General features: G+C 63.0%; 23 protein-coding genes. 15 read left to right on the top strand and 8 right to left on the bottom strand.

What is annotated here, in order from left to right; all coding sequences use genetic code 11:
* Nucleotides 1-44: 44 nt before the first annotated feature.
* The 3 genes from HOP58_RS17955 to HOP58_RS17945 are packed head-to-tail and all read right to left on the bottom strand — an operon-like array spanning nt 45 to nt 1,641.
* A complete protein-coding gene (locus tag HOP58_RS17955) occupies nt 45-626 on the bottom strand; it encodes a tetratricopeptide repeat protein (RefSeq protein WP_234261079.1) in 582 nt (193 codons plus the stop codon).
* The gene (locus tag HOP58_RS17950; protein ID WP_234261078.1) at nt 623-1,156 is read right to left on the bottom strand and encodes a hypothetical protein; all 534 of its coding nucleotides are present in this window, start codon (nt 1,154-1,156) and stop codon (nt 623-625) included. The genes HOP58_RS17955 and HOP58_RS17950 overlap by 4 nt, the downstream gene beginning before the upstream one ends.
* The gene (locus HOP58_RS17945) at nt 1,153-1,641 is read right to left on the bottom strand and encodes a PAAR domain-containing protein (protein ID WP_083861916.1); all 489 of its coding nucleotides are present in this window, start codon (nt 1,639-1,641) and stop codon (nt 1,153-1,155) included. Before HOP58_RS17945 ends, HOP58_RS17950 begins: the two co-directional genes overlap by 4 nt.
* A gap of 207 nt (nt 1,642-1,848) precedes the next feature.
* Between HOP58_RS17945 and HOP58_RS17940 the strand changes: the two genes are divergently transcribed.
* From HOP58_RS17940 to HOP58_RS17930, 3 genes are all read left to right on the top strand, one after another.
* On the top strand, nt 1,849-2,625 hold the full coding sequence (locus HOP58_RS17940; protein WP_234261077.1) for an acyl-CoA thioester hydrolase/BAAT C-terminal domain-containing protein: 777 nt from the start codon (nt 1,849-1,851) through the stop codon (nt 2,623-2,625).
* A gap of 48 nt (nt 2,626-2,673) precedes the next feature.
* Nucleotides 2,674-3,312 (top strand): LysE family translocator, encoded by a 639-nt coding sequence (locus HOP58_RS17935; protein WP_010629979.1) that lies wholly within the window; start codon nt 2,674-2,676, stop codon nt 3,310-3,312.
* A gap of 81 nt (nt 3,313-3,393) precedes the next feature.
* A complete protein-coding gene (locus tag HOP58_RS17930; RefSeq protein WP_234261076.1) occupies nt 3,394-3,822 on the top strand; it encodes a hypothetical protein in 429 nt (142 codons plus the stop codon).
* Here the strand turns inward: HOP58_RS17930 and HOP58_RS17925 are convergent.
* Nucleotides 3,819-4,190: a helix-turn-helix domain-containing protein gene (locus HOP58_RS17925; protein ID WP_010629977.1), complete on the bottom strand. Its 372-nt coding sequence runs from the start codon at nt 4,188-4,190 to the stop codon at nt 3,819-3,821. The genes HOP58_RS17930 and HOP58_RS17925 overlap by 4 nt on opposite strands.
* Nucleotides 4,191-4,339: 149 nt before the next feature.
* Between HOP58_RS17925 and HOP58_RS17920 the strand changes: the two genes are divergently transcribed.
* Nucleotides 4,340-4,951, top strand: coding sequence for an NAD(P)-dependent oxidoreductase (locus HOP58_RS17920; RefSeq protein WP_010629976.1), 612 nt, complete (start codon nt 4,340-4,342; stop codon nt 4,949-4,951).
* A 72-nt stretch (nt 4,952-5,023) separates the two neighbouring features.
* On the opposite strand, the gene fhuE is transcribed toward HOP58_RS17920, so the two are convergent.
* Entirely contained in the window at nt 5,024-7,159 is a 2,136-nt protein-coding gene (gene fhuE / locus HOP58_RS17915; protein WP_234261075.1) for a ferric-rhodotorulic acid/ferric-coprogen receptor FhuE, read from the bottom strand.
* A gap of 279 nt (nt 7,160-7,438) precedes the next feature.
* A complete protein-coding gene (locus HOP58_RS17910; RefSeq protein ID WP_010629974.1) occupies nt 7,439-7,645 on the bottom strand; it encodes a cold-shock protein in 207 nt (68 codons plus the stop codon).
* A 285-nt stretch (nt 7,646-7,930) separates the two neighbouring features.
* Between HOP58_RS17910 and HOP58_RS17905 the strand changes: the two genes are divergently transcribed.
* The 4 genes from HOP58_RS17905 (at nt 7,931) to HOP58_RS17890 (ending at nt 13,003) form a co-directional block, all read left to right on the top strand.
* Nucleotides 7,931-9,025: a GTP-binding protein gene (locus HOP58_RS17905; RefSeq protein ID WP_010629973.1), complete on the top strand. Its 1,095-nt coding sequence runs from the start codon at nt 7,931-7,933 to the stop codon at nt 9,023-9,025.
* Nucleotides 9,026-9,138: 113 nt separating this feature from the next.
* Entirely contained in the window at nt 9,139-9,648 is a 510-nt protein-coding gene (locus tag HOP58_RS17900; protein WP_346657485.1) for an Rrf2 family transcriptional regulator, read from the top strand.
* A gap of 83 nt (nt 9,649-9,731) precedes the next feature.
* A complete protein-coding gene (locus HOP58_RS17895; RefSeq protein ID WP_010629971.1) occupies nt 9,732-10,631 on the top strand; it encodes an NAD(P)/FAD-dependent oxidoreductase in 900 nt (299 codons plus the stop codon).
* A 278-nt stretch (nt 10,632-10,909) separates the two neighbouring features.
* Complete coding sequence (locus HOP58_RS17890; protein WP_234261073.1) at nt 10,910-13,003, top strand: TonB-dependent siderophore receptor; 2,094 nt, start codon at nt 10,910-10,912, stop codon at nt 13,001-13,003.
* A 66-nt stretch (nt 13,004-13,069) separates the two neighbouring features.
* Here the strand turns inward: HOP58_RS17890 and aztD are convergent, their stop codons facing one another.
* Together aztD and HOP58_RS17880 are read right to left on the bottom strand one after the other, a co-directional pair.
* Nucleotides 13,070-14,296 (bottom strand): zinc metallochaperone AztD, encoded by a 1,227-nt coding sequence (gene aztD, locus HOP58_RS17885; protein WP_010629969.1) that lies wholly within the window; start codon nt 14,294-14,296, stop codon nt 13,070-13,072.
* A 44-nt stretch (nt 14,297-14,340) separates the two neighbouring features.
* Nucleotides 14,341-15,540: a nickel/cobalt transporter gene (locus HOP58_RS17880; protein ID WP_010629968.1), complete on the bottom strand. Its 1,200-nt coding sequence runs from the start codon at nt 15,538-15,540 to the stop codon at nt 14,341-14,343.
* A 79-nt stretch (nt 15,541-15,619) separates the two neighbouring features.
* On the opposite strand from HOP58_RS17880, the gene folE2 reads away from it, so the two are divergent.
* The 7 genes from folE2 to HOP58_RS17845 all read left to right on the top strand — a co-directional run bounded on the left by folE2 (nt 15,620) and on the right by HOP58_RS17845 (nt 24,669).
* The gene (gene folE2 / locus HOP58_RS17875; RefSeq protein ID WP_010629967.1) at nt 15,620-16,519 is read left to right on the top strand and encodes a GTP cyclohydrolase FolE2; all 900 of its coding nucleotides are present in this window, start codon (nt 15,620-15,622) and stop codon (nt 16,517-16,519) included.
* A gap of 67 nt (nt 16,520-16,586) precedes the next feature.
* Nucleotides 16,587-17,774 carry an NAD(P)/FAD-dependent oxidoreductase gene (locus HOP58_RS17870; protein WP_010629966.1) on the top strand — a complete coding sequence of 396 codons (1,188 nt, stop codon included), beginning with the start codon at nt 16,587-16,589 and terminating at the stop codon, nt 17,772-17,774.
* A complete protein-coding gene (locus HOP58_RS17865) occupies nt 17,768-18,772 on the top strand; it encodes a bile acid:sodium symporter (RefSeq protein WP_010629965.1) in 1,005 nt (334 codons plus the stop codon). Before HOP58_RS17870 ends, HOP58_RS17865 begins: the two co-directional genes overlap by 7 nt.
* A 21-nt stretch (nt 18,773-18,793) precedes the next feature.
* The gene (thrS, locus tag HOP58_RS17860; protein WP_234261072.1) at nt 18,794-20,812 is read left to right on the top strand and encodes a threonine--tRNA ligase; all 2,019 of its coding nucleotides are present in this window, start codon (nt 18,794-18,796) and stop codon (nt 20,810-20,812) included.
* A gap of 90 nt (nt 20,813-20,902) precedes the next feature.
* On the top strand, nt 20,903-21,427 hold the full coding sequence (luxS, locus tag HOP58_RS17855) for an S-ribosylhomocysteine lyase (RefSeq protein ID WP_010629963.1): 525 nt from the start codon (nt 20,903-20,905) through the stop codon (nt 21,425-21,427).
* A gap of 162 nt (nt 21,428-21,589) precedes the next feature.
* Nucleotides 21,590-23,374, top strand: a complete 1,785-nt coding sequence (locus HOP58_RS17850; RefSeq protein WP_234261071.1) for a mechanosensitive ion channel domain-containing protein — start codon at nt 21,590-21,592, stop codon at nt 23,372-23,374.
* Nucleotides 23,375-23,379: 5 nt separating this feature from the next.
* Complete coding sequence (locus HOP58_RS17845) at nt 23,380-24,669, top strand: toxic anion resistance protein (protein WP_234261070.1); 1,290 nt, start codon at nt 23,380-23,382, stop codon at nt 24,667-24,669.
* Nucleotides 24,670-24,706 lie beyond the last annotated feature (37 nt).

The following is a 24,706-nucleotide window of genomic DNA, read 5'->3' as shown; positions in this document are numbered from 1 at the left end:
CCGTGGATGCTTTATACAATCGCCGCGGCCCTGAGGTGTGTCGCTCAGGGCAGCAGTTGCCGTATCAGCTCCTCCCGCTCCATCTCCAGCATCTCCAGCATCTCCGCCAGCATCGGCTCCTGTGCGGCGTTGCCGCTGGACTGCCACTCCAGCAAGAGCACCTCGAACTCGGGTGAGTCGGCCAGGCGGGCTGACAGCACGTGGTTGGCGTCCGGCTGTGGGTTGGGCTCGTCGGCCGTGACGTAGGCGGCTTCCACCTCCGCATAACAGGCCATGGTATCGTCCGTGACTCCTGCCAAGCGCTCGAGCAACATGCAGCGCAGCAGCAGCCCTTCCTTGTGCAAGCCCTTTTCATGCAGCACGTCCAGGTCGCGCTTGGCTTCTTCGTAGCGGCCCATGCCGGCGAGCAGGTTGGCTCGGCTGTTGCGAAGCTCGGTGTCTTCGGGGTGTCGTTCCAGCCCCTCGTCGTAGATCGCCAGCGCGGCTTCGAGCTGCTCCGCATCCCCTTGGGCTTCCATGACCGCTGCGCCGGCACGCTCCTGGTAGTACGCCGGTGGCTCGCCGCTGGCCGGCGAGCAGGCGGCAAGCAGCAAGGCGGTGAGCAAGGCGAGTGCAATTTTGATCACTTGGGTTCTACCTCGATATCGAAGGTGACTTCCGTGGTGCCGGGTGCCAGCTGTCCCGAGCCGCTCGAGTAGAAGTAACCGGCGGTAAGTACCAGCCTGAGTGGCCTGGGGGGCATGGGCAAGGTGAGAGTGGTGTGGCCGATGGGGTCGAAGTGATCCTTGGGCCAGAGGGAGTCACCTTCATTACCCAGGTTTTGCGCGGCGATATCGAGAATGCCGTCATACAGCCGGGCAGTCGCGAACCAGCTCACGGTGCCAAGGCGGCTGGCGGCGGTGGCGCCCATGGCGCTCACGATCAGGCTGTTACCGCGCAGCACGACATGGCCGCGCAACTGGTAGGTGGCGTGTATGCCGACGCCTTCCGCCAGCAGGTAAGCGGGGCGGGGCTGATTGAAGGGCTCCGAGAACTCGCGATACTTCAGCTCGGGAACCACGAGGTCCTTTGGCACGGTGTCGGTAATCAGCGTGGAGAGAAAGTCGCCTAACAGGGTGAAGCCATCGATTTCCGGACGCGTGGGTGCTTCGCTCATGCCGGCTGCCCTCCCTTGATGTAGACCTTCAGCGTTTCGGGATTGTCGTGCTCGGGCACCAGACGTGTGAGGCCCTGGGGGTCGCTCACGCCACGGATCTGTTCGCCGCTAGGTCGCACGATGAGATATTCCATGCCGGCCACGGGCTCGCCGGCGGCGGTGACGAGCCGAAAGCGCTCGTTGTAGCGCTTGGGCAGCTCGGTGAGCAGGCTGGCAGCGGATGCGCGCGGTGAGCCGACCTCGGTGCTGCAGCCGGTAATGACCTGTCCGCCGCAGGAGGTGGCGCTGCCATGTATGGCCGCGGGAGAGCCATCGACGTGGTACCAGGACACCCCCGCTGTGATGGTGGCGCCGCAGGAACTCTTGTCGCCGACCCGGGCGATGGGAATGCCGTCCACCCTGGAGGTGGGGGCTCCCGAAACGATGTGATGCGGCCCGCCCCGGCAGGAGCAGGATACCTTGTCGCCTATTTTCGCAAGATCCATGGTCTATCCCTTTCCCCATGCCCATGGTGCGAAAGATGATTATTACCCGCTTTGCGGCGCTGGCTACGGGTGGGTGAAAGGTTGAGATATGGCTTACATGAGTTTCAGCCAAGGCTTACAAGGTGGGAGGAGGGCGAGCGCCATGCCATGACTCGTTTCGTGCAAAGTAGAAGCGACATCACGAGAGGCTGAGGAAAAGGAGAGCCTATGCCATTGCAGATCGTCCGCCGCTTGCTGCCAGAGTGGGGCACCACCTACGGTCCACCTGGGGCAGGGCCTTTCCCCGCCGTCATGGTGCTGCATGGTTCGGAAGGAGCCTTGTCGGGCTGGAGTCATCGCAACGCTGCGATTCTGGCGGCCCATGGCTTCCTGGCCTTTCCGTACGGTTACTCCAGTGGTGGCAATGCCTGGAATGCGGGGCATATCGTCGACTGCCCGCTGGATCGCACCGCCCAGGCGCTGGCCGCACTGCGCGACTTTCCCTTCGTCGGGCCGCGAGTGGGTCTCTACGGTGTCTCACGCGGCGCCGAGCATGCCTTGTTGCTCACTTCTTTGATGGTCAGGGACGAGATGCCCGGTATTCCCGAGGCCGTGGCGGCGCACAGCCCGCCGGACGTGGTGTGCGGTGGCTTCGATGCGCGCAGCTTTCGCGATTCCGGCGACCCCGGCTGGCAGCCATGGGACGTGGGCAAGCGCGCCTGGACGTGGAAGGGCAGTGCAGAAGGGCTGCTGCCCACGACGCCTATCGAGGTCGAGCGCTACGCCGGGCCGCTGTTCCTGTCCCACGGGGTGCAGGACAGGTTGTGGTCGGTGGAAATGACGAAGCGACTCGAACAGCGGCTTGGTCGGCATGGGCGACAGCCGGAAGTCCATTACTACGAGGGCGAGGATCACCTGCCGGGAAGTGAGGGAGAGAATCGCCACCATGAGCTATTGATCGATTTCTTTCAGCGTCACCTTGAGCCAACCGATACGATAAGCTGATATACCGCCGGCGCGGCGAACAAATGAACGAGCCAAGGAGGCTTGGTGATGGAGTGGTGGACCTGGATAACCTACGTGGGCGTGATCACGGCCCTGATCATCTTCCCGGGACCGGTGGCGCTGTTGTGCACCACCCATGGCCTGCGCTTCGGCCGCCACCGAGCCTTTGCCACCGTGCTCGGTGGCGGCGTGGCTTCGCTGGTGTTGATGACGCTCTCCGCGCTGGGCCTCGGGGCGGTGCTGGCCACCTCAGAAACGGCCTTCTTCGTGCTGAAGCTGCTAGGCGGGGCTTACCTCATCTATCTGGGACTTCAGGCCTGGCTGAGCGCGCCCAGTTCACCGGTTGCCACGGCCAGCGAGCCGGCGCTGGCCAGCGTGCGCTCTACCAGTGGCTTGTTCCGTCAGGGGTTTCTGGTGGGTATCGGCAACCCAAAGGACCTGCTGTTCTTTGCGGCGCTGTTTCCCAACTTCATCACCGTTGGCGAGCCGCAGATGCTGCAGTTCGCCATTCTGGCGCTGACCTGGCTGGTCATCGATACCACGCTGATGACGCTCTATGCCACCGCCGGTGCGGGGCTGGGGCGCTGGTTCGACAGCCCCGGCAGGCTGCGGGCGTTTCATCGCACCACAGGTGGGCTCTTTCTGGGCGCCGGAGGCACGCTGATTGCTACCAGTGCGAGCAAGTGAAGCAGTGCGAGCAAATGAGACGGTGGTGCCGAGCTCGGGGCCAGCACGCAGCGTCTTGCTGAGCTGTCGGTTGGAGGCTTTATGAACCGGGACCGCCTGCAGCGTGGCCTCGTGGTGGCCGAGATGCTCCTGCTGGCGCTACCGGTCAGTGCGTTCTGCCTCGTGTTCGGCCTGGGTCTGCTGCTCACGGTGGGCTTTCCCTGGGGCATGCAGGAGGTGGCGATCATCCTCTTCGTGTTCGTCGGTACCCTGGGCATCGCTGGCTTGTGGTGCGTGGCGGTCGCATTCCTGCTTAGGCGCGAGAGCTCCCTGTGGTGGTGGCGGGCGGCCTCCGCCGGAGCGGGGTTGACGCTCGTCTCGCTGGTGCTGGTCGGGCTGCTGACGCTGGGCTGGGAGCCGGCGGAGTGGGTGATCATTGTTGCCTTGGGCATCTTCGCCAGCCCGCTGCTCATCCCCTTTCTTCACCTTCGCTATCTGTGCCATCCGCAGCGCGCGGCGCCGCTTACTTAATTCCCACCCCGATAGCGCTCTCTCGCCTCGGCGATGGTGCGGTGGTTCTGGTCGGCCCAGGCGACCAGCGCGCGCATCGGCTCGAGGAAGGAGTGGCCGAGTTCGGTGAGGCTGTACTCCACCCGCGGGGGCACTTCGGGGTAGACGGTGCGGGTGATGAAGCCGTCCTGCTCCAGACGCTTGAGGGTACGCGAGAGCATTTGCTTGGAGATGTCGCCGATCTCGCGCATCAGCTCGTTGAAGCGGTGGGTACCGGGCCGCAGGGTAAGCAGCACGAGCACGCTCCATTGATCGCCGATGCGGTCGAGCACGTCGCGAATGGGGCAGGGGGCCTCGAGCTCGAAATTTTTCAGCTTTTGGAGTGGCATGGAAGCTCCTGTCAGTGCTCAAGGGTCATCACGGTGTGACCGGGTCGCACGGCGGTGACTTCTTGCGGATGGTTGAGAAGTACCATAGCTTGCCGCTTAGGTCTACAAGGTAGACCAGGTGCATAAAGCAAACCAAAGGAATCTTAGCTATGGCCAACGTCGCTCTCATCGGTGCTTCCGGCAACGCCGGCTCCCGTATCCTCAAGGAACTCTCCGATCGCAACCATCTGGTGACGGCCATCGCCCGCCACCCCGAACGCATCGAGCGCCTTCCGGGCGTCATGGCTCACCCGGGAGACGTGCATGACCGAGCCGGGCTGGCCGATACGCTGCGCGGGCACGATGCCGTGATCAGCTCGGTGCATTTCGCCACCAGCGATGTCGAGACCCTGGTCGGTGCGGTGCGTGACGCCGGCGTGAAGCGCTATCTGGTGGTGGGCGGGGCCGGCAGCCTGGAGGTCGCGCCGGGTCAGCGCTTGATCGATCAGCCCAGCTTTCCGGCCGAGTACTTCGAGGAGGCAAGCGCCGGCGTGGCTTTCCTGGAGTATCTGAAAGGCGTCGAGGATCTCGACTGGACCTTCATTTCACCTTCGGCACTGTTCGTGCCGGGGGAGCGTACCGGCGAATTCCGCCTGGGCAAGGATGCGCTGCTGGCCAATGAAAACGGCTCCAGCATCTCGTTCGAGGATTACGCCATTGCCCTGGTCGATGAGCTCGAGCGCCCCGCCCATGTGTGCCAGCGCTTCACGGTGGGCTACTGAGCGACTAAGTACGACAAGGCCCGTCGAGGCGGGCCTTGTCGTTCGAACCGTGACGTTCTGCTGTGAGTGCACTCAGAAGGAGTAGGACAAGGTGGCGGTTACGCTACGCGGCTCGCCATACACACCGTAGCCGTCGAAGTAGCTGAAATAGGTGTCGTCGAACAGGTTGTCGACGTTGACCTGCAGGGCCAGTTCCGGTGTGAACTGGTAGCGACCGAACAGGCTGGCCAAGGTATAGCTACCCTGTTCGAATCGCTGGGGGCCGATCGGGCCGGCGGCGCCTTCAACGAAGGTGCGGCTCTGCCAGTTGAGGCCGCCGCCCAGCGTCAAAGGTTGCCACTGCGGAACACGGTAGCTGGTGAACAGCTTTATCTGGGTTCGCGGCTGATCGGTGCTGTAGGGGCCATCGGTATCGGTTGCCGTGTAGTGCGTTGCGCCGAAAGCCAGGTCGAGATTTTCGCTCATGGCACCACTCAGCTCGACATCCACGCCTCTGCTGACCACGCCTCGCGCTGCGTGGTAGGTGGTCTGCGTGGCGCCTGGTACGAGCGGATCGGCCTGGGCGACGTTGTCTTGCTCGATGCGAAATACCGAGAAGGAGGCGTTGAGCATGCCGTCGAACCAGACCGCCTTCAGACCCGTCTCGTAGTTCTTGCCGATGACGGGGTCGAGGAAGCGGCCCTCGGCATCGCGATAGTCCTGCGGCTGAAAGATCTCGGTATAGCTGGCGAAGGCCGACCAGGTGTCGTCGATGTCGTAGACCAGTCCGCCATAGGGTGTGATCTCGGTTTGTCCCTGAGCGTCGTTGCCCCCAGCAGCGGTCCAACTGCTACCGTTCCAATCGCTATAACGTGCTCCGACGATCAGTGTCAGCGGGTCGGCCAGTGAGAAGCGTACGGCACTGTAGAGCGCTTTCTGGCGAACGCTGGTGCCTTCCGAGGGGGCGAAGTCCGGCCACGCCTGGTCAGGTGTGGTGCCGTTCCAGTCGTTGAAATTACCCGCGTCGAAGCCCGCCGTGAAGGTGTTTTCGTAGTCGTTGGTCTGCTCGCTGTAGCTACTGCCGATGACCATTTCGTGCTGACGGCCCATGAGGTCGAAGGGGCCGCTGGCGTAGGCATCCACGGCATCCACCTTGCGTTCGCCGCGATTCCAGCCGGTGAAGAAATAGACGCCCTCGCCGGTGGTCCGATCAGGGAAGCCGTAGGGGTAGGCGAGCCGGGAATCCAGGTTCGTCACGGCGTGGGTTGCCAAGCCGCGAAGCTGCCAGCCGCTGTCGAAGCGGTGCTCGACATCGGCAAAGAGCTTTTCCGACTCCCTATCGTTATAGGCCCAATCGGGTGCCACGCTGAAGGAACGACGATAATTCGCTTCACCACCGTCGCTGTACCACAGCGGCAGGCCGCCCCAGGTCGGTGACGAGTGGCGCCCTTGGTGATAGTCGTAGCCGACCGAGAGCGTGGTGTTTTCTGTCACGTCGGCATCGATCACGGCATAGCCGAACCGATTGCGCTCGCTGAAGCGGTCGAGGAACGCATCGCCTTCCTCGTAGCCGCCGATAAAGCGTGCACGCACGTTGCCGGATGGCGTGATCGGCACGGTGACATCGGCTACCGTACCGCGCTCGTTCCAGCGACCCAGCGAGCCCGATAGCGAACCGGTGAGCTCGCGACTATCGGCACGCTTGCGCACGAAATTCACTGAGGCCCCGGGGTTGCCGGTACCGGTCATCAGGCCGTTGGCGCCGCGCACGATCTCCACACGGTCGTAGATAGCCGTGTTCAGCCCACCTTCGCCGAAGTCCCAGCGGTTATCGGCGTTGAGGGTGGGCAGGCCATCATACTGGTAGCTGTTGATACGAAAACCACGCGAGAAAAAGCTGACTCGGCTGCTGTCGATCTGGCGTACGGAAATGCCGGGAGTGTTGGTGAGTACGTCTTCTATGGTGCGCAGGTTCTGATCCTGAATGCGCTGTTCGGTGATGATGCTGAGCGCCTGTGGAATTTCTTTCAGGCTCAGATCGAACCGGGTGCCTGCGTCGGTACTGCGCCGCGTATAGCCAATATTCTCGTAGAGGTTCTCACCGGTGACAGTGAGGGTGTCGAGCGACTCGGATTCGCTAGCGTGGGGCTGTGCCAGAGCGCTGCCCGAAGCGAGCAGGGCGGCGGCCGTGAGAATGGCAGCGATAGAGGCTTCCCGCGGCCGGAGCATGCTCGATGCTTGACGCGATGACGTATTCATTGGACCCCTTGAGCCGCGCCTAGGTGGGCGCTTATTCGATTTGGTAGTTAATAATGAGAAGCAAAATTATCTGCAAGTTTAGGCCATCTGTCAATGAGGATGATAATATTTATCGATTGTGGCGTGAGATCGGTCCTGAAGGTGGGCTCTGCGGTATGTTGCGATATGAAAGGGGAGGGGCGAAAACGACAAGGCCCGCTTTCGCGGGCCTCGATGTTCGAACCTTGCGGCTCTCTCGCGTGAGCTTACTCAGGCGAGCTGTTTGATGTTGGAGGCCTGAAGGCCCTTCTTGCCTTGGGTCACCTCGAATTCGACGGTTTGACCCTCCTGCAGGGATTTGAAACCTTCAGCCTGAATCTCGGAGAAGTGGGCGAAAACGTCGTCTCCACCGTCGCTCGGCGAAATGAAGCCAAAGCCTTTGGAGTCGTTAAACCACTTCACTGTACCTGTCGTCATAATCTCGAACCTTCCGCGCCATCGCGCTTTGCCATATTTCCGGTGTTACCCAGATGTGTCAGCAGCCTTGCGGTCAGGTGTCGGTTGGTCGATGCCTGCCGCTTGTCATCTGCTGGTCTTACCGTGGCATGCCTGAGGGGTGGGGTCAAAGCGCAGCCCTATTGTATTTCCCTATCGAAGCAAACCGCCTGTTTTCGCTGCAAATCCTCGAGCGCTCGCAAGTGGGCTGGGCACTGCCGAAATATGTTATGATGTAACAAAATGGTGTGCGCTATGGGGCCTTACATGAACTTCGAGAACCAGGATCCGATACCGGTTACCGTGCTGACCGGCTTTCTCGGCAGTGGCAAGACGACGCTACTCAATCATCTGGTGCGCCAGCCGGCGATGAGCAATGCGCTGGTGGTGATCAACGAGTTCGGCGATATCGGCCTGGACCATCGCCTGGTCACCCAGAGCGACGAGAACAGCGTGGTGGAGATGAGCAGCGGTTGTTTGTGCTGCACCATCCGCGGCGACTTGAGCCGCACCATACAGAAGACCTTCGATGCCATCGAGCGGGCGGGCGGCGAGCCCTTCTCGCGGGTGATCATCGAGACGACCGGGCTTGCCGACCCTGCGCCCATTCTGCACACCCTGATGACCGACTACTGGCTGGCCCATCGCCTCGCGCTGGATGGTGTGATCTGCCTGGTGGATGCCGCCAGCGGTGTGTCGACGCTGAACGCCCACCGAGAGTCGCAGCGTCAGGCCGCCGTCGCCGACCGCCTGCTGATCACCAAGGGGGATCTGGTCGACGAGGAGCGGCTGGCCCGGCTTGGTGAGCATCTCGCCCGGATCAACCCCGCTGCCGAGCAACTGCAGGTACGCCATGGTGAGGTAGCGGCCGAGCAGCTCACGGGGGGCAGCCTGTCCGCTCGCCAACGTGGGGCGGAGCAGTGGCTGAGCGCCGCTTCCTATGCGCAGGTAATGCCTGCCGGTGGCGCGGCGCCGATGAATGCCGGCAGCCTGGTCTCGATGGTAGCGTCAGCATCCAATCCCTCGCTGACCCGCCACGGCGAGCAGATCCGCTCCTTCTGCTTCACCGTCGAGCAGCCCATCGCCGCGGAACGGCTGGAAGACTGGCTCGATCTGCTGATGTCGCTGCTGGGCGAGAAGATCCTGCGGGTGAAGGCCATCGTAAACGTGGCCGGGCGCGAGCAGCCGCTGGCACTGCATGGTGTGCAGCACATCTTTCACCCGCCTGAGCCGCTGCCGGTAGAAGCGTGCCAAGATGGTATCTCGCGCTTCGTGTTCATCACCAATGGCGTCGAGCCCGAAGCCGTCACCCGGCTGTTCGACTACTTCCATTCTGACAGGCGATTTGAGGTCGATGCCTAAAATGCAGTGATGTAAAGCAAGCCGTAGATCGCCAGGCATGATGTGACGCGGTTTTCATTGGAATCCCTTGTTACGCTTCGTGGGCGCTTGTTTACAGTCCCGCTCGGTCTCTTATGTGTCGAGCTTGGCATGCTAGTCTACCCCTCCCATTGATCCTCAAAGGCAAGCCCACCTTGCGAACCGATAGTCGCCTTTCCCGAATGCTTCATGTACTGCTGCATATGGCGCGTCAGGATAGGCCACTCACCTCCGAACAGATCGGGGCGATGCTCGGCACCAACTCCGCGGTGGTGCGACGCACCATGGCGGGCTTGCGCAAGGCGGGCTACGTGTGCGCTGAGAAAGGCCGCAACGGTGGCTGGCGGATTGGCTGCGACCTCAACCGCGTGACCCTGCTGGACGTGCACCATGCTGTCGGCGGGCCGCGCATCTTTGCCATTGGCACCGACCGCGAGAACCCCGATTGTGTGGTCGAGCAGGTCGTCAACGAGGCGATCTTCGACGCCATGCGTGAAGCGGAAGCGTTGCTGATCGAGCGCCTGGGATCGGTAACACTGGCCGAGCTGGCGAGCCAGTTCGACGAGATCGCCACTCGGCAAGGCTATCGCTTCCCCGCGCACTGAGGAATCCTTGTCATAGGCCTATTGACGCCTGTGCCTTTAAATGTATCAATTAAAGATACATTAAATTTGGCGAGGAATGGGGTATGACATTCGATGCGGTGATTGTCGGTGGTAGCTATGCGGGGATGGCGGCGGGGCTGCAGCTGGCACGGGCGAGGCGGCAGGTGCTGGTAGTGGATGCAGGCGAGCCGCGCAATCGGTTTGCCTCACACTCACACGGTTTCTTGTCCCAGGATGGCACGCCTCCCGCTGAGATCGCGGCCGACGCTCGCGGGCAACTGATGGAGTACCTGACGGTGGAGTGGCGCTCGGGCAGGGTAACGTCGATTGGCGGCGAGGCGGAGCGCTTCACGGTCGGCCTGGCCGATGGAGACACCTTCCAGGCGCGTCGCATCATTCTGGCAGCGGGTGTGAGCGATGAGCTGCCGGCGATTCCCGGGTTGGCCGAACAGTGGGGGAAGCGTGTCTTTCACTGCCCCTACTGCCACGGCTATGAGCTCGGTCAGACGGCTATCGGTGTGCTGGCATCCTCCGAGCTGGCGATGCATCACGCCTTGATGCTGCCGGACTGGGGCACCACGACGCTGTTCTTGAACGCTGCCTTCGAGCCAACGGCGGAGCAGTTGGCCCAGTTGGATGCGCGCGGTACCCGCATCGAGCGCGGTCTGGTGACGCACCTTCAGGCTGGCCGAGACGAGAGGGTGGAGGTGGTGCTGAACGATGCACGCCGGATCCCCCTTGCTGGCTTGTTCGTGGCGCCGCGGCTGCATCTGAGCCCGCTGGTGGAGGACGTGGGCTGCGAGCTGGAAGAGACTCCGATGGGTAGTGTCATCAAGACCGATGCGATGCAGGCAACCTCGATCCCCGGCATCTTCGCCTGCGGTGATATCGCCCGCGCGGCAGGCTCGGTGACCTTCGCCGTCGCCGATGGCGCCATGGCAGGGCTTGCTACGCATCGCTCGCTGATGTTTGGCCTGTCATAGCGAACCTCAGCGGCTTGTGGCATTCCGGTTATTCTCCGCCTACTGCGCACACGGTGGGATGGACCAGACAGGAAGTGGCGTGGCGAGAGGCTTGATTCCTCTAGTACATAATGTAATGTTATTACGTTGCAAAATTATAAAGCATGTTGAGAGTCCATTGGCTGTGGCATGGCGCCTCACTTCCTTCGCAAGGATCTCCGGTGAACAAGAACATCCTTACTCTTCGTTCCAGGGCCGTTGCCGCGGGCATTGCCCCATGGTGCCTGCGTGCATCGCTCATGCTCGCTGTCGGTTTCGCTGCGGCGAGCTTCGCCCAGGAGCCGGCGGGCAGCTCCAACTATGAGCTGGATGACATTACCGTGATGGGTACGCGCGAGCGCGCCTATCGCAACGTGGTGGCGCCCACGGCCAACAAGAGCGATACCCTGGTCAAGGAAACGCCTTTCTCCATCCAGACGGTGACCCGGGAGCTGATCGAGGATCGTGGCGTCACCACCTTCGGTGAGGCAGTGCGTACCGTACCCGGTGTGACGCCACAGGTCGGCTGGGGTGGCAGTAACGATCGCTTCCGCCTGCGCGGTTTCGCCACTACGGCGAACCTGAAGAACGGTTTTCGTCGCAGTGTGTTTGCGCCGGTGGATGAACTGGTCAATATCGAGCAGATCGAGGTGCTCAAGGGACCGGCCTCGGCCCTGTACGGCCGCTTCGAGCCGGGTGGAGTCGTCAACCTGGTCACCAGGAAGCCCCTGGACGAAGCACAGACGCGCTTCGACCTTACCGGCGGGCGTTATGACTTCTACCGCGGCACCTTCGATACCACGGGTCCGTTGAGCGATACCGTCAGCTATCGGGTCACCGGAGCGTGGCAGGATAACGGCAGCTTCCGTGACTTCGTAGAAGCCGAAAGCCAGTTCATCTCGCCGGTGGTGCAGTGGCGGCCTTCGCCGCAGACCACGCTCACCGCCGAGCTGGAGCTGGGGCGTCGCGACTCGGCGTTCGACCGCGGCTTCGGCAACAGCCCACTGTTCCTCGAAGTGCCGATTCACAACAACTATGCCGAGCCCGATACCCGTCTGGAGAACGAGAGCGTGCTGGCTTCCGTGGTGCTGGAGCATGGCTTCGAGAGCGGCTGGGAGCTGCGCAGCGGCGCTCAGGCGTCGTGGGCGCGTACCGATGCGTTGTGGTATCCCTACGGTTTCAATCCGATCAGCGGGGCCGATACCGACAACCCTCAAGTCAACCGCCGCCGGCAGCGCAGCGTCGACGAGCAGACCGACGCTTCTGTGATGGCGGAGGTGTCGCGCCGCTTCGATACGGGGGCGGTGGGGCACCGCGTGCTGCTGGGTGCCGACTACAACTACGACGAATGGGACTTCGAGGCCTACGCCTTTCTCGGCCCGGGAGGCTTTCCGGTCAACCTACCAATCGACCTGTACGACCCGGTGCATGGCCAGGCCCCCAGTGGCCCGCTGGAGCCCTACGACGCCTCGCACTTCGACAGCCACAACATAGGGTTGTACCTGCAGGACGAGCTGCAGCTCGGCAGTCAGTGGCGGTTGTTGCTGGGTGGACGCTTCGACCGTTCGCGTAGCGGTGCCCGGGCCGAATACCTGCCGGCGGATGGGCGTCTGACGCGCACCGACGAGGCGTTCTCGCCACGCGCCGGCCTGACCTGGACGCCCAACGAGGAGGTTTCGCTTTATGCCAGTTGGGCGCAATCCTTCCTTACCGAGCCCTTCAACGGCATGTTGCGTGATGGGAACTTGCCTTCTCCTTCGCGGGGTCGGCAAGCCGAGGTGGGCGCCAAGTTCAGCTTGTTGGACGGACGTCTGGAGCCCACGCTGGCGCTGTTCGACATCCGACGGCGCAATGGCGTGGTATCGGACCCGGACGACTTCAACTATGTGATCCAGGTCGGCGAGCAGCGCAGCCGCGGCTGGGAAGTGGACGTGCCCTACGCGGTGACGCCGCAGTGGCGGCTGCTGGCCAGCTATACGGAGCTCAAGGCCGAGATCAGCGAGGACAGCGACCCCGAGCTGGTCGGCAATCTGGTGGCCAATGCACCGCGCAGCTCCGCCAGCTTCTGGTCTACCTACGATTTTGCCGGCCAGGCTTCGGGGCTAAGCGTCGGCCTCGGGGCCATCTACGTGGGGGCGCGCCAGGCCAATACTGCCAACAGCTTTGAGTTGCCCTCCTACACGCGCTGGGATGCCAATGCGAGCTATCGCTTCGGCGAGCAGCAGCGCTACCGAGTGCAGCTGATGGTTCAGAACCTGGGCGACAAGCGTTACTACGACTCCGGCGGCTCCTTCGTGCCTACCTTCCCCGGTGCGCCGCGCAGTGTGTTCGCCACCTTCGGCATGACGTTCTGATCTCGACGAAGTCAGAAAAGGGCAAGCCGACGCGTGTCGGCTTGCCCAGAGCAACCATCAATGGCGTTAGTCGTGGCTGTGTACCATACCGGTGCCGCCCACGGCGACGATGCCGAAGGGCGTGCCTTCTACCACCACTTCACCGCTTTTCTCGAAGCTTGCTGCTGCTACCTGGTGCAGCTTGCCCTCGAGCGGATCGGTCACGAAAACGTATTCTCCGGCCACCGTTACACGAGGGCGCGGATCGCGCCAGTGGCCATCCATGGAGTAGGGGTCGGTGAGCCGCAGCGAGCGGGTGATCTCGCCTGCGAGCACGTCGAGCTGGTGGAGCTGGCCATCCTCGGTGAACACGTAGGCGTAGCGTGCGCGAATCGGGTCCACGGCGAAGTGCACGCGACGAGTAGGCAATTCGACCAGGCGGAATGCCTCCTCTTCGCTCGGGTCGATCAGCACCACGGCGCTGTGGCCCTGGTCGTTGAGAAAGTTACCCATGAAGTATTGCAATCCGCGGCCGCCGAGCAGTGTGGTGGCCTTGCCCTCGGGAAGGGTGTCGGCATAGGGCAGGTGCTCGATAGAAGGCCCACCCACCTCCGAGCGTACGATCAGCAGGCCCGTGGCGCAGGCGAAGGCCATCAGGTTGCCCGTGGCGGCCTCGCCGTGCAGGTCGGGGCATTCGGCCAGCTCGCCTATCTGGTTGCCGTCACGATCCTGCACTCGAATACCGATGGGCAGGTTGGAAGGGCCCTCGGGGTGCGGCTCGGAAACCAGGTCGTAGTTGCCGTAGGGAACGACCACGCCGTGATGGGGGGCGCCGGCGTTCACTTCGCGAAGCTCGACGCTGCCCATCAGGGCGTCGCGCTCGCGGAAGATTCGGGCGACGCCTTCCTTGTCGAAGAACGCCGCCCAGTGGCCCTGATGCTCCACGAAGTGAACCGGGTACTCGCCTTCGATCTCTGTTCCGCTCAGGCTCGGGGCCTCGACCTCGATATCGGCGTGGTCGCCGTGGTCGTGAAAAGCGATGCCCGTGTTGATGGTGGTGACGACATCTGCCGAGCCCTGCACCGCATAGACGGTTTCGCCGCTGTGGCTGCGATAGAGCGACGCCGGCCCGTGGATGGCGAACGACTCCAGCGATTCACCGTTCAGTGCGTCGATGGCATGTACCACCGGCTCGCTATGGTCGGCAATGAACAGACGCCAGGCGGTGACCTCGTCATCGTGGGCGTGAGCACTGCCGGCCGCGAGTCCGGCGGCAAGCAGTGAAATGGACAGACTTGAGGTTGATCTTTTCATCTGTGTTTTGCCTGCCTTTGAGTGGTGAGCCTTTGAGGGGTGAGTCATGAGAACAGGCTCGGGCCGGCGGCTGGCATCGTGGTGGCGTACCAGGCCAGCGACAGACCCAGCCATACCAGAGCGAAGCCACCGGCCATGGCCAGCCAACCGCCAAGGCGGCTCACCTGTGCCAGACGGCTAGTGCCGTGCTTGAGTTCGGACTTGAGATAGAGCCGCGTCATCCAGTCCCGTGCCAATACGCTGGCCAGCGCCAGAGCGGAAACGGTAATGGCGGTACCCAGCGCCATGGTCATGACGGCGGCCGCACCCAGCGCCATATGGCCGAGCAGGCTTGCCGCCCCCATGATCAATACGGCGCCGCTGCAGGGGCGCATGCCGATGGTCGCCACGGTGGCCAGCGCCGTGCGCCAGTCGCCGGCTTCATCCGGGGCCACGTGATGGCGCGCGCCGCAGCTGCAGCCATGACCGGCCGGGTCGTGGCCGTGATGCTGCACATTGTCGTGGGCGGGGGCGACGTAAAACGCGTGGAATGGCTGGCCTGTGTGAGCCGTTGCCGCAGGGCTGAAGGTGGGGGCCATCAATGGAGAGGCGGGATTGGCATGCTCGATGGAATGGTCGTGAGGGGCGTTGATGGCGGGTAAGCCGGAATCGCCACCAGCCGTCTGCTTCAGCAAGCGCCTGGCACGTAGGCATAGCCAGACTCCCAGAATGGCAACCATCAGAAAGCTGGCCAGCTCCAGCCCGGCCACGCTGCCCATGGCCTGGCGGGTCAACCACCCCAGCCCCTTGACCAGCACCAGCACCAGGGCGATGGCTGTCAGGCCTTGCAGCATGGCGGCGCTGAACGAAAGACCGAGGGCACGCTTCACTCCACCGCCCTGGGAGAGCAGGTAGGTGGAGAGCACTGCCTTGCCGTGGCCGGGTCCGGCGGCATGAAAGATGCCGTAGCCGAAGCTGAGCGCCATCAGCCACCAGCCGCTTGCCCAGGAGGGGGCGGCCGACCATTCGGTGATCGCCAGGGTCAGGGCGCGATGGAGATCGCGTTGCCAGGCCAGCAACTGCAGGGTCAGGTCTTGCCATAGGTACTGTTGAACGAGCAGCAGGATGCCGCCGGTGGCGAGCAGCGCCACTGCCACTGCCCAGCGGCGTCGATGCAGAGCCTGGCGTGGCTTCGCTGCCGATTCGGGTGTGCCAGAGGCTGAAGTGTCAAACGAAGGTTGCGGCGTGTTGAAGTGCTGTGTCATGCCGGCTCCTGCGGGTCGGAAAGCTCAAAATGTTATGTTATAACATATTCGCACTGACAAGCGTAAAGGTCTCGACTCGATGAACAGGTTACCGCTGGAAGATATCGCCGCTGCCCCCGCCACCCGCCTGGGCACCCTGAGCTGGGTAGGCATGGAGGGTATCGCCCTGCCGTTTCAGGTCGCCGGCCAAGGGGTGACTGGCCAGGCCTCGGCCGGTGTCAGCCTGGATGACCCCACGGCACGCGGCATTCACATGTCGCGCCTCTACCTGGCGCTGGCCGAGCTCGAGGAGCGTGAGCTTTCGCTGGCGCGCGTGGCGGCGGTGCTTGAGGGCTTTCTCGACACTCACCAAGGCCTCTCGCATAGCGCCTTTCTCGATCTCGGCGGCGAGGCGATGCTCAAGCGCCCGGCGCTGATCAGCCCGCTAGCGGGATGGAAGCGCTATCCCTTTACCCTGCGCTGCCGGCGCGACAGCCAGGGCTTTCACGCCACCCTGGAGCTCACCGTGGGTTACTCCTCCACCTGCCCGTGTTCGGCGGCGCTGTCTCGCCAGCTGATCCAGCAGGCCTTCGACGAGGACTTCACCGACATGCCGGTCAGCCGCGAGGCGGTGCGGGCCTGGCTCGGCAGCGAGCAGGGCATTCTGGCCACGCCCCACAGCCAGCGCAGCCAGGCGCATCTCACGGTGCGTCTGGCCGGCGCACCGGACGAGCTGCCGCTGGTCAGCCTGGTGAATCGCGCCGAACGTGCCCTGGGCACGGCGCTGCAAACGGCGGTGAAGCGGATCGACGAGCAGGCCTTCGCCCTGGCCAACGGCCAGAATCTGATGTTCTGCGAGGATGCCGCGCGCCGCCTGCACCATGCCTTGCGCGAGCAGCCCGGCATCAGCGGTTTTCAGCTGCGTGTAGTGCATGCAGAAAGCCTGCACGCCCACGATGCCGTGGCGCGCAGCGAGTGGAACTGGACTCCCACTTCGTGATGTTCGGAGTGCCCCACCGCGACACGCCACAAGGAACCGACTGGCAGGTGGCCAAGGAGGCCTAGCAATGCACGATCTTGAGCAAGAGACCAAGGCGGATGTGCCATGGGTGGATGCGGTCATCGTCGGTGCCGGACCGGCGGGAATCGGTATGGCGCTGGCGCTGGAGAAGCTCGTCGACATCGAATACGTGGTGCTCGAGGCCGAGGAAATCGGCGCTTCCTTCCGCCGCTGGCCGGTACAGACGCGCTTCATCACGCCCTCCTTCCACAGCAACCCCTTCGGCCTGGCGGATCTGAACGCGATCAACGAGATCAGCTCGCCGGCGATTCTGGCGGGGGCCGAACACCTCAGCGGCGAGCAGTATGCCCACTACCTGAACTTCATTGCCCAAGCCCATGAGCTGCCCATTTCGGAAGGCTGCAAGGTGTATCGAGCCGAGGCCCTGGAGCAAGGCGGCTTTTGGCTGGATACCGGCCAGGGTGAGCTACGGACACGCTATCTGATCTGGGCCACCGGGGAGTACCAATTCCCCGACCTGACGCCGTTTCCCGGCGCCCAGTGGTGCGTTCACTACGCACGGGTAAGCGACTGGGCCGAGCTCAGCGACCGGCAGGAGTGCACAGCCTCGGTCGATCCCTCTTGCCCTTTTACCGTCATCGGCGGTTATGAAAGCGGCGTAGACGCCGCCATCAACCTGGTGCGCCTGGGGCATCACGTGCGACTACTGGCGCGCAAGTCCAGCTGGCTGCGAGAAGGACCCTATGATCCCAGCCTGTCGCTGTCGCCCTACAGCCGCGAGCGACTGGTCGAGGCCCTCAAGAGTGAGCGGCTGGATATCGTCTTCGGTATCGACGTGGTGGAAGTCGCGCGTGACGACAAGGGTGGCTTTCGTATCCATGCAGCGGATGGCAGCCACTGGGATACGGCACAGCCGCCGGTGCTGGGTACCGGCTTCCACAAGGGCGGCGGTGCGCGACAAGTCGCCGAGCTGTGGCACTGGACCGAGGAAGGGCACGTGGCCCTGACGGAAGGCGATGAGTCCACCCGCACCCCAGGTCTTTTCCTGGTCGGGCCGCAGGTGCGCCATGACCAGCGCATCTACTGCTTCATCTACAAGTTTCGCCAGCGCTTCGGGCTGGTGGCCGAGCAGATTGCCGAACGCATGGAACTGGACGCCAGTGCCCTGCAGAGCGGCGCCGGCGCGTGGGGGCCCTTCGGCAACAGCGACTGCTGCGAGGACTGCGAATGTTGAGGGCAGTGCAGTATCTTGCCGCCTGCGGCACCACTGGGTTGCTGCTGGGGGGCATGGCATCGGGCGCTGCCCTCGGCCACTTCTTCCCGGCGGGCGGCCAGCGGCTGGGCGAGTGGCTGGACGCCACGCTGCTGCTGCTGATCGTCCTGCTGCTGGTCGGGGTGCGTTTCGGCTCCTTGCTCAATGCGCTGCGGCACGTGCGCTTCATCGGCGTGGTGCTGCTGGTCAACTTCGTGCTGATTCCCGCGATCGGCTATGTCATCGCCTCGCTCTTTCTCGGTGCCCACCCGTTGCTCATGGTGGGGCTGGCGATCTACTTCATGTCGCCCTGTACCGACTGGTTCCTCGGCTTTACCCGCCTGGCCGAAGGCAACGTGGCTTTGGGCACGGCGCTGATACCCATCAACCTGGTGGTGCAATTGCTGCTCTACCCGCTCTATCTTTTTCTCTTCACCCGCAATGCGGTGGAGGTCGACGGCATGCTGATCGGCACCACACTGCTGCAGTGGTTCCTGTTGCCGCTGGCGGTGGCGGTCGTGGCACAGTACGGGCTTCGCCTCGTGGTGGGCGGTGAGCGCTGTGGCAACCTGCTGGCATGGGTCGATCGCGGCACGCCGCTGGTGGTGGCCCTGCTGGTGGCGCAGATCTTCGCCGACAACATTGCCGTCATCCTCGAACATGGCCAGGTGTTCGGCTGGCTGCTGCTGGCCGCCTTTACGTTCTTCCTGGTGACCTATCTGCTGGGAGAGGCGGCTAGCCGCCTGGCAAGGCTCTCCTATCCCGAGCATGCCCTGCTGACCATCACCACTGCCGCGCGCAATGCGCCGCTGATGCTGGCGGTGACCATGGTGGCTCTGCCCGGCCAGCCGCTGATCTATGCTGCCATCGTCATCGGCATGTTGCTCGAATTTCCCCATCTGACGCTGCTGCGACACTTGCTTCTACGCTCCAGGCGAGCTTCGAGCAGGGTGGTATCGGCGTCAGGCGGCATTACTTGACCCCCCTGTACGAGTCCAAGCATGACAAACGCAAACCAGACCCCCAAGACCCTCACCATCACGCTTCCGGATGAGCGCGAGCTCACGCTGGCGTCCCCCACCAACGTGGCCGAGGTCGCCGAGGCCATCGGCCCCGGCCTGGCCCGCCAGGCATTGGCCGGCAGGGTCGATGGCAAGCGGGTGGACGCCTGTGATCCCATCGAGCGCGATGCCCGCGTACAGGTCATCACTCCCGCTGACCCTGAAGGGCTCGAGATCATTCGCCACTCCTGCGCGCACCTGCTGGGTCATGCGGTCAAGCAGCTCTTTCCGAGCGCTGAGATGGTCATCGGTCCGGTCATCGAGGATGGCTTTTACTACGATATCGCCTTCGAACGCCCCTTCACGCCGGAAGACATGGCCGCCATCGAGGCACGCATGCAGGCGCTGATCGCTCAGGACTACGATGTCATCAAGCGCCGGGTGCCGCGCGACGAAGCGATTCGCGTGTTCCGCGAGCGGGGCGAGAGCTACAAGCTTCGCCTGATCGAAGAGATGCCCGACGAGGCCACACTGGGGCTCTATTTCCATCAGGAATACGTGGACATGTGTCGCGGCCCCCACGTGCCCAATACCCGTTTTCTCAAGCACTTCCGCCTGACCAAGCTGTCCGGCGCCTATTGGCGCGGTGATGCCCGCAACGCTCAGCTGCAGCGTGTCTACGGTACGGCCTGGGCCGACCGCAAGGCGCTCAAGGCCTATCTGCAGCGCCTGGAGGAAGCCGAGAAGCGCGACCATCGTCGCCTGGGTCGGCAGCTCGGACTCTTTCACTTCCAGGAGGAGGCGCCCGGCGCGGTGTTCTGGCACCCCCGTGGCTGGACGGTGCTGCAGACCCTGATCGCTTACATGCGTCGTCGCCAGGAGGCTGGCGGCTACGTGGAGGTGAATACGCCGGACATGATGGACCGTGGCCTATGGGAAACCTCCGGCCACTGGCAGAACTACCAGGAACATATGTTCACCACCCAGACCGAGGACGGCCGCTCTCTGGCGCTCAAGCCGATGAACTGCCCCGGCAGCGTGCTGCTTTATCGTCATGGCCTGAAGAGTTACCGCGACCTGCCCATTCGCATGGGCGAATTCGGCAAGGTGCACCGCTACGAGCCCTCCGGCGCGCTGCATGGCCTGCTGCGGGTGCGCCACTTCACTCAGGACGACGCGCATATCTATTGCACCCCGGAACAGATGAATGAAGAGTGTCGGCGGGTCGTTGAGCTGGTGCTGGATATCTACCGCCAGTTCGGTTTCGAGAATGTGCGCCTGAAACTCTCCACTCGGCCGGAGAACCGCATGGGCAGCGAGGCCGTATGGGACCGCCTCGAGGGGGCTTTGACCACCGCCCTGGAATCGATGGGGCTGGACTACGAACTCAATCCCGGCGAGGGCGCCTTCTATGGGCCCAAACTCGAGTTCGTGCTACGTGACGCCATCGGACGCGACTGGCAGTGCGGTACGCTGCAGGTGGACATGAACCTGCCCGAGCGTTTCGGGCTCGAGTACGTCGACGAGCAGGGCCTGCGCCAACGTCCGGTGCTGCTGCATCGTGCGCTGTTCGGCTCGCTGGAGCGCTTCCTCGGTATCCTGATCGAGCACCACGCCGGCAAGCTGCCCGCCTGGCTGGCGCCACAGCAGGTGGTGGTGATGTCCATCACCGAGGCCCAGGCCGACTACGCCCGCGCCTTGAGCGAAGTACTCTGCGGTGCCGGGCTGCGTGCCGAGGCCGATGTGCGTAACGAGAAGATCGGCTACAAGATCCGCGAGCAGACCCTGCAGCGCATTCCTTATTTGCTGATCGTCGGCGCCCGGGAGGCGGCCGAGGGCAAGGTCACCCTGCGCCACCGCGACGGCAACGATCTCGGCACGCTCAGCGTGGACGAAGCCTTGGCCTTGCTCGAAGAGCAAAGCCGCGCCCCCGATATCGATGCCTGCCTGCGCGAGCAGGCGGACCGCTTGCAGCGCCTGCGCGAGGGGGCGGCTGCCGCAGAGGCAGGGTATGCATGACGGCAGGCGGTCAACGTCGGTTCCGGGCCGGCGGGAATCCCATGCTACTATGGGGGTTTCGGCGAACCTGACCGGCAAGAAGGATTGAGCATGCCTTTACTCGATAGCTTTACCGTTGACCACACGATCATGGCCGCCCCGGCCGTGCGCGTCGCCAAGACCATGCAGTCGCCTTCCGGCGATACCATTACGGTGTTCGATCTGCGCTTCAACAAGCCGAACGAAGACATGATGGGTGAGAAGGGCATCCACACCCTGGAGCACCTGTTTGCCGGCTTCATGCGCAATCACCTGAACGGCAAGGACGTCGAGATCATCGACATCTCCCCGATGGGCTGTCGCACCGGCTTCTACATGAGCCTGCTCGGCAGCCCCAGCGAGGAACGCGTCAGTGAGGCTTGGCTGGCGGCGATGCAGGACGTTATCGACGTCAAGCGGATGGAAGATATCCCGGAGCTGAACGAGTACCAGTGCGGTACCTTCGTGATGCATTCCCTGGAAGAGGCCCAGGAGATCGCGCGGAGCATCATCGAGCGCGGCGTTGGGGTCAACAAGAACGCCGATCTCGCGTTGAGCGCCGAGCGACTGAAAGCGCTGGGCAACCCCGACGCCTGATCGGGCCGATGGAGTCGGCCCATCGCCTGGACGAAGCGGCGACCGGTGAGCTGTACTGCAAGCAGCCATCGGTCCGGTGGGCCTCCTGCCTCAGGCTGGACCGATTCGAACAGCGCTGTCTGAAGGAGGGACAGCGGATCCGCTTCGATCAGGAACACGCGTATGAAAGGAATCGACGCATGGCGGCTGCCGGCCCTGGTGGCCTTGTTGACCCTGGCGTTTTTCGTTGCCGCACCCAGTGCGGCGCAGCTGCCCGAGGGTGTGGGTGAGAACGGCAACGAGAGCGAGGATGACGAGAGCGAGGAGCGGGAGTGGTTTCCCCTCGACTCGCTGAACGCCGGCCTCGGCGAGCCGCCCGACGAAGTCGAGCGGCTGACCCCTCAAGGTGCGCTCCGCAGTTTCGTGGAGCTCACCGAGAATGATGAGTACGCCGCCGCGGCACATCTGCTCAACCTTTCCGAGCTGGACGAGGCGGAACAGCAGCAACAGGGGCCCGAGCTGGCCCGACAGCTGGCCTCGGTGCTCAGGCGCGGTGAATGGTTCAACGTTTCCAACCTGCCCAGCCGCCAGGATGCCGCCATCGAAGACCCTTCCGGCCAACACCCGCTGGTAGGCGAGCCGCGCCGAAGCCTCGAGCTGGCCACTATGACGGTGGATGGCGAAGACTACGAGGTACGCCTGGACCGCTACCGCGTGGACGACGAGCAGCCGGTATGGCTGATCTCTGCGGAAAGCGTTTCCGTCATTCCGCGGCTCTACGAAGAGTTTGGGCCGTCGCTGATCGAGGCCTACATACCGGAGCGCTTCAAGACGAGCTTCGGGATGCTCCAGGTCTGGGAATGGATCGCCATTCCGCTTTTCCTGCTGCTGACCGGCCTGGTGGGGTGGGGCGTCTACGCCCTGGTCGGCCTGCTGGCGCACTGGTTTCCCCATGGTGTGCCTAGCATCTTCGCCGGCCGGATCGGTGTGCCAATGGCGCTGCTGGTCATGGCCTTCGTCGCGCAGATGCTGCTCGACTATGTGGTCTCCTTCACTGCCGTGGCCACCACCTTCATCCGTACCCTGCTGATCATCCTGATTGCCTGGGGCGTAGGCACGATAGCGCTGCGCCTGGTGGATACCGTTCTGCTCAAGGTGACGCGGCGCTTCGTGGGGGAGATCGACGACACCAAGCCCAAGGACGAGCGCCAACTGCTGACGACGCTCTATGCGCTGCGCCGGGTCATCATCCTGGTTGCGGTCATCGCCGTATCCGTCTACGTGCTGAGCCAGATCGAACTGTTCGAGACGCTGGGCCTGTCGCTGCTGGCCTCGGCCAGCGTGCTGGCAGTGCTGGTGGGCATTGCCGGTCAGGCGGTGCTGGGCAATATTCTCTCTTCGTTCCAGGTCTCGCTGGCCAAGCCCATCCGCATCGGTGACCTGGTGATGTTCGAAGGGCAGTGGTGCTATGTGGAAGGCATCTTCTACACCTTCATCCGTTTGCGGGTGTGGGACGAGCGACGCTTGATCGTGCCGGTGACCTACTTCGTCTCCCAGCCGTTCGAGAACCTCTCGATCAAGAACGCCAAGATGTATCGCAAGCTGGAGCTGATATTGCACCTGAGTGCCGATGTCGAGCTCATCCGTCATAAATTTTTCGAGTTCGCCGAAGAGGAGGAGAACGTCGTCGAGCATCACAAGCTGTGCTGCTATGTGACAGGGCAAACCGAGAAGTCGCAGACCATTACCTGCTACCTGATGGCGACCGATCCCTTCGCCGGCTGGGTGGCGGAGATGCAGATCCGCGAGCGGCTGATGAACTTCATCCGCACTTATCATCCCGAATGGTGGCCGCGGGATATCGTGGTGCTCAGTCAGCACGATATCGCAACGGAAGAAAAGCATGAGAAGCCACGCGTCCGGGTGTCGGCCGAGGGTGAGAGTGATGGTGCAAATACGGCTGAGTGAAGCAAGTGAGCTCACTTTCCCACGGTATTCCGTTAAGCGAGCAGACATTAGGGCAATGCGTTAAGGTTTCAGCTGCGCGTAACAGGGTGATACAGAGGAGGGGGGAGGAGATGGAACGGAACCATGTGCAGCCGCCGCTTGGCACGGTTAAAGTAATTTCGAGCGGTAGTGAAGCCGATGAAGCGCTCATTCCAGGCCAGGACGATACTGCCTTGGCAGAACAGGCGCGTGCCACGGTGGAAAGCCTGCTGGAGACCAATCCCGACGACCGTCAGGCTCGAGACGAGGCGCGCAATGCCATCGAAAACATGAGCCGGAAGCTGCAGGTCGAAGCGGCGCGCAAGAGCGCCATGCTCAATGAGCCGATCCGCACCTTGTCACAACGCGCCGAGGACGGCGGGCCGGTAGCCAATGCTCTGATGGACCTCAAGGTGCAGGTGGAATCGCTCGATCCCGCCCGCCACGATCTGTCGCCCAACTGGTTCGGCCGTCTTGCGCGAGGTTTGCCTTTCGTCAGCTCGCCGATCAAACGCTATTTCATGCGCTACGAGACCTCTGCGTCGATCATCGGCAACATCGTCGAGTCGTTGGAGCAGGGGCGTGAGCAGCTCAAGCGCGACAACATTACCCTGCAGTCCGACCAAGATGACATGCGTGAGATAACAGGCAGGTTGTCCCGTGCCATCGAGCTGGGACGTCAGATCGATGCCTTGCTGACCAGCCGCCTGGAAAATGAAGTTCCCCAGGACGACCCACGCTACGCCTTCATCCAGGAAGAGCTGCTGTTCCCTCTGCGGCAGCGCATTCAGGACCTACAACAACAGCTGGCGGTGAATCAGCAGGGCGTGCTCACCACAGAGATCATTATCCGTAACAACAAGGAGCTGATTCGGGGCGTCAATCGCTCCACGACGGTGACGGTCAATGCTTTGCAGATCGCCGTGACCCTGGCCTTGGCCTTGGCCAATCAGAAAATAGTGCTGGACAAGGTCGAGGCTGTGAATCAGGTCACCGATTCGTTGATTGCCAATACCGCCACTCAATTGCGTCAGCAGGGAGCCGCCATTCATCAACGGGCGGCATCAACCCAACTGAATATCGACACGCTGCAGCAGGCTTTCGCCGATATCGATGCCGCACTGACGGATATCTCACAGTTTCGTCGTCAGGCGCTGCCCACCATGGCGGAGAGCATCGGCAAGATGGCGGAGCTGTCGCGTACCACCGAGGCAGCCATCGAACGCATGGATAAGGCGCGCCACATCGCCGTGGCGCTGGAGATAGAGGCGAATTGAACTTGGTGGGGTTGAAGGACCGCATGCCAGAGGACGT

The organism is Halomonas sp. MCCC 1A11062 (genome assembly GCF_021404355.1).
GTDB lineage: Bacteria > Pseudomonadota > Gammaproteobacteria > Pseudomonadales > Halomonadaceae > Halomonas > Halomonas aerodenitrificans.
Note: the sequence above shows the minus strand (reverse complement) of the source record. Positions and strands in the feature narration are given on the sequence as shown.

Excerpts from the sequence above, each read along its gene's own strand:
- HOP58_RS17950 (WP_234261078.1), bottom strand. The coding sequence starts at position 1,156 with ATGAGCGAAGCACCCACGCGTCCGGAAATCGATGGCTTCACCCTGTTA.
- HOP58_RS17945 (WP_083861916.1), bottom strand. The coding sequence starts at position 1,641 with ATGGATCTTGCGAAAATAGGCGACAAGGTATCCTGCTCCTGCCGGGGC.
- HOP58_RS17940 (WP_234261077.1), top strand. The coding sequence starts at position 1,849 with ATGCCATTGCAGATCGTCCGCCGCTTGCTGCCAGAGTGGGGCACCACC.
- HOP58_RS17935 (WP_010629979.1), top strand. The coding sequence starts at position 2,674 with ATGGAGTGGTGGACCTGGATAACCTACGTGGGCGTGATCACGGCCCTG.
- HOP58_RS17930 (WP_234261076.1), top strand. The coding sequence starts at position 3,394 with ATGAACCGGGACCGCCTGCAGCGTGGCCTCGTGGTGGCCGAGATGCTC.
- HOP58_RS17925 (WP_010629977.1), bottom strand. The coding sequence starts at position 4,190 with ATGCCACTCCAAAAGCTGAAAAATTTCGAGCTCGAGGCCCCCTGCCCC.
- HOP58_RS17920 (WP_010629976.1), top strand. The coding sequence starts at position 4,340 with ATGGCCAACGTCGCTCTCATCGGTGCTTCCGGCAACGCCGGCTCCCGT.
- fhuE (WP_234261075.1), bottom strand. The coding sequence starts at position 7,159 with ATGCTCCGGCCGCGGGAAGCCTCTATCGCTGCCATTCTCACGGCCGCC.
- HOP58_RS17910 (WP_010629974.1), bottom strand. The coding sequence starts at position 7,645 with ATGACGACAGGTACAGTGAAGTGGTTTAACGACTCCAAAGGCTTTGGC.
- HOP58_RS17905 (WP_010629973.1), top strand. The coding sequence starts at position 7,931 with ATGAACTTCGAGAACCAGGATCCGATACCGGTTACCGTGCTGACCGGC.
- HOP58_RS17900 (WP_346657485.1), top strand. The coding sequence starts at position 9,139 with ATGTGTCGAGCTTGGCATGCTAGTCTACCCCTCCCATTGATCCTCAAA.
- HOP58_RS17895 (WP_010629971.1), top strand. The coding sequence starts at position 9,732 with ATGACATTCGATGCGGTGATTGTCGGTGGTAGCTATGCGGGGATGGCG.
- HOP58_RS17890 (WP_234261073.1), top strand. The coding sequence starts at position 10,910 with ATGCTCGCTGTCGGTTTCGCTGCGGCGAGCTTCGCCCAGGAGCCGGCG.
- aztD (WP_010629969.1), bottom strand. The coding sequence starts at position 14,296 with ATGAAAAGATCAACCTCAAGTCTGTCCATTTCACTGCTTGCCGCCGGA.
- HOP58_RS17880 (WP_010629968.1), bottom strand. The coding sequence starts at position 15,540 with ATGACACAGCACTTCAACACGCCGCAACCTTCGTTTGACACTTCAGCC.
- folE2 (WP_010629967.1), top strand. The coding sequence starts at position 15,620 with ATGAACAGGTTACCGCTGGAAGATATCGCCGCTGCCCCCGCCACCCGC.
- HOP58_RS17870 (WP_010629966.1), top strand. The coding sequence starts at position 16,587 with ATGCACGATCTTGAGCAAGAGACCAAGGCGGATGTGCCATGGGTGGAT.
- HOP58_RS17865 (WP_010629965.1), top strand. The coding sequence starts at position 17,768 with ATGTTGAGGGCAGTGCAGTATCTTGCCGCCTGCGGCACCACTGGGTTG.
- thrS (WP_234261072.1), top strand. The coding sequence starts at position 18,794 with ATGACAAACGCAAACCAGACCCCCAAGACCCTCACCATCACGCTTCCG.
- luxS (WP_010629963.1), top strand. The coding sequence starts at position 20,903 with ATGCCTTTACTCGATAGCTTTACCGTTGACCACACGATCATGGCCGCC.
- HOP58_RS17850 (WP_234261071.1), top strand. The coding sequence starts at position 21,590 with ATGAAAGGAATCGACGCATGGCGGCTGCCGGCCCTGGTGGCCTTGTTG.